The organism is Mycoplasmopsis cricetuli ATCC 35279, assembly GCF_000526955.1.
Lineage (GTDB): Bacteria > Bacillota_I > Bacilli_A > Mycoplasmatales > Metamycoplasmataceae > Mycoplasmopsis > Mycoplasmopsis cricetuli.
This window is the reverse complement of record NZ_JAHB01000029.1, coordinates 1-3,759: the sequence shown is the minus strand read 5'-3', so window position 1 is coordinate 3,759 and position 3,759 is coordinate 1. Positions and strand designations below refer to the sequence as shown.

The 3,759-nt window shown below is 21.5% G+C and carries 1 protein-coding gene; it reads left to right on the top strand.

Translation table 4 applies throughout. The features are described 5' to 3' along the window. On the top strand, positions 1-3,759 hold a 3,759-nt coding region (locus U744_RS04730), incomplete at both ends, for a hypothetical protein (protein WP_036432141.1).

The following is a 3,759-nucleotide window of genomic DNA, read 5'->3' as shown; positions in this document are numbered from 1 at the left end:
ATACTGAAAAAATAAACCAAGAGTACAATCATTTAGAAAAAGTATTTATTAAGTTAGAATATGAAAAATTAGCAAAAAGATTTATAGGTAAAAAATTCAAACTAATTTTTGATTTTAATGATTTAGATGAAAATAATCAAATTGTAAAAAAAGAAATTGAAGTTATTTCTTCTAATTTAATTAACCAAAATAATGAAAACTTAAATTTTGAAATAAACAGCAACACATTAACTAAAAATCGTGAATACACTTTTAAAGGACTTCAATATGAATTAACAAATAATAATTGAGTTAATTTAGATAGTAATGTTGATTTAAATATATTGAAAGATCAAAAATTTAAAGTGCTTCCAAGTCAAGATGTTTGAGAGTTAGCGCCAGAATTTATTAAAGAACAATCAGATATTACAAAATTAACAGTAAAAGTTTTATTAAATGATTTAGATAATGTTTTAAGTTCAAATAGTACAGCAACAATAAAATACAAAGATGTTACAAGCCCTAACACATTATTTGAAATTAAAAATATTCAAATTTTAAAGGAAAATAATTATAAAACAATTAAATTTGAAATTTTAAATCCTGTTTTAAATCACGAATATAAAATAGCTAAATATGAATTAAATTATGGAAATGATGTTGCCTTTTCAGATAAATTAGTTAATAACGAATTAGCATCAGAAGAAAAAGATATTTCAATAAATGTTAAAGTTAATAAACAATTAATTGTAAATGCAACAAAAGAATTAATTGCTGATAATGATCAACCACTTATTAGTGGTACTTATAATTTAGATTCAGAAATTGCTAAGCTTTACACTGAAGATGAAAATACAAAAACACATTTTGTTGCTCATTTTAAAAATTCTCAAAATGAGGATATTTATAGTGATGTTATTTCAATTGATGAAAACAATACTTTAAATATTAGTCTTGATTACACAAAAAATATAATTTTAAGCAATAGCTATATTTTAAAAAATATTTATTTATCTAACAAAAAACTCTTAAGTGATGCTCTAAAAAACTTTGATTTTACTGGAATTCAAACCTTAGATATTACTTCTTTAAATAAACAAGTAGATACAGCATTGTTTAATTTAGATGAAATTATAAAAACTATTACACCTACATATAAACAAAATTTTGATGTTAATAATAAACAAAAAATTAATATCTCATTAATTAATGATGCTACTAAATTTCCTCAAACTTGAAAAAATAAAAAAATTATTCTTCAATATAAATCACAAAATTTTAATGAAAAAATTTATTTTGCTAAAGATCTTCAAGAAAATGATTTTATAACACAAAATAATAATGATATATTAATTGAAAATATTGAATTAGTAGCTGGCACAGTTGAAAAAGCTCGTTTGTATAAACTTGATAATATTTATTTTGTTGATACAAGTTTTGAAATAAGTGAAACTAATTTATCTCAAATTACTTCAATTAATAACAACAATCTTAAGTTTAAACAAAATAATTTTTCTAACTTAATTGATCAAGCATCATTTACTACAAAGCAATCACCAAATCCATTAAGTGCAACAATGCAAATATTAAATTCACCTTCACTTGAAGAGGTAAAGTTAAAATTTACAATTGTTGATGAAGATAATATTTTAATAAATCAAAATTATGAGGTGTTATTAGATACAACTCTTAAAACATTAACTATAGCTGAAAAATTAAAACAAAAAATATCAAGTACCAAAACAGAAAATAATCACAAAGTAGTTGAGTTTTTAGTTGATGAAATTATTTTAAATAAAGAAAATCTCGCGAATAAATTAATAATCAAAAATGTTATGACTACTTCTGGAATTACAAATAAAGAAATTGTTATTAATCAAATTTTTGGTAATAAATTAGAATTAAAAACAAAACCAGGTGGATATAATATTGTACTTGAAAATACAGAACAAGATAATCAAAATTCAGTTGTAGGTACATATAATTTAGAATTGGGATTATCAAACAATTTAGAACATCTTAAAAATCAATTAAAATTTAAAGGTCAAATCACTCAAAGCACACCAAGCAATATTCGAGATAATCAAAAACTAAGATTTAATTCAAGTTCTAATGCTCAATTAACTAATAACAATATTGCAATTGTTTTTGATGGTTTAGTGTCAAATCGTGAGTATACAAGTTTTGATTTATTTGTTGATACCAAAGAAGATGTAGCAACTAAAAATCAAAATAGTATTATTCAATCAAATTCAGCATTTAATATTTTAGTTAATAAATTTACAACCCCAGCTAAATTAACAACAATTGAATTAGTTGAAGAAATTAATAATGAAACTAAATTAAAATTAAAATACAAATTATCATCACTTGATGAAATTTTAGAAACCAATGATATTGTTAATTTAACTTTAACACCAACTAATAACAAACGTAGATATTTCTTTGAACAAAATAAACAATTAGTTAAAGAAGGAAATGACTATTTTGTAACTTTTGAATTTGATGTTGTAGCAGGTTTAGAATTTAGAAATCACATTAATGAAGATATAAATATTAAATCCACTAAATTTGAAACAAATCAAGTTGAAGAAGGGCTTGATTACAATTTAGTTGTTAGGTTTAATTCAAAACCTTCAAGAGCTTATACTAATATTAATGTTGAAAATATTTCAAATAATCTTGAAAATATTTTGATAAATAATTTAACAAGTAAATTAAAAAATAAAATAAAAACTCAAGGACAAAAATTTATTTTTAAAGAAAATCTTGAATATCAAGACAATAAAATTGAATGAAACGCAAATGAAAATGTTAAAGTTAATTTAATTTTCAATCAAAAGGAAATTCCAAATCGTTTATATAAAGAAAAAATTCGTCTTGTATTTAATTACAAAACATTTGATGGACAAATTCAAACAATTACAAGTGATGAAGTTGTTCTTGTAGATGATCAAAATAGCATTTCAAATGAAAGAAAAATTAATTTTGTAATTGACTCAAACAAGTTAAAAGCAAATCGTTTTTACACTTTTGTTCAAGTTCAAAAATTTAATAATTCAAATTCAATTTGAGAAAAACTTGATGATGATAAAGTAAATATTTCAACAGTTATTAAAGGAGACTTTAAAGTCAAAAAATCAACTGAACAAGCATTTAAAATAAAATCAGCAAATTTTATCAAAGATCAAACTGATATCACTAAGGCATTTGTAAATTTAGAAATTGAAGATGTTGATAATGTTTTATCTACTCAAGATGATTTAAATTTAAATATTAAATATTTTATTGAAGGAGATAAAACAGAAAAAATTGGATCAAATCCTCACTTAGTTATTGGAAATAACAATTTAAAACAAATTACTTTTACAATTAATGATTTTAAAATAAATCAATTATATAAAGTTAAATCAGTTAAGTATGTTTCTTCTGTTGATGAAAATAAAACAACTTTAACAGTTGGAGCCTATCCAGAAAAAGATGAATTACTTTTTGCAATAACAAATGGTGGAATTCCAATTTCAAATGCAAATGTTGTAATCTCTGAAACAAATTCTTTACATGCAATTCAAAATCAAAAGCAAATTAGTGGAACTTATAAATTAACAACAAATTTTGTTAATTTATATCATAATAATGATGCTAAAAAATTAAATTTAATTGTGCACTTTAATGATTTAAACAGTCAAAATATTTATAGTGACATTATTGCAATTGATGCAAATAATAATTTTACTTTCACCTTAGATGAAGTAAAAAATGTTAAATTTAATCATAAAT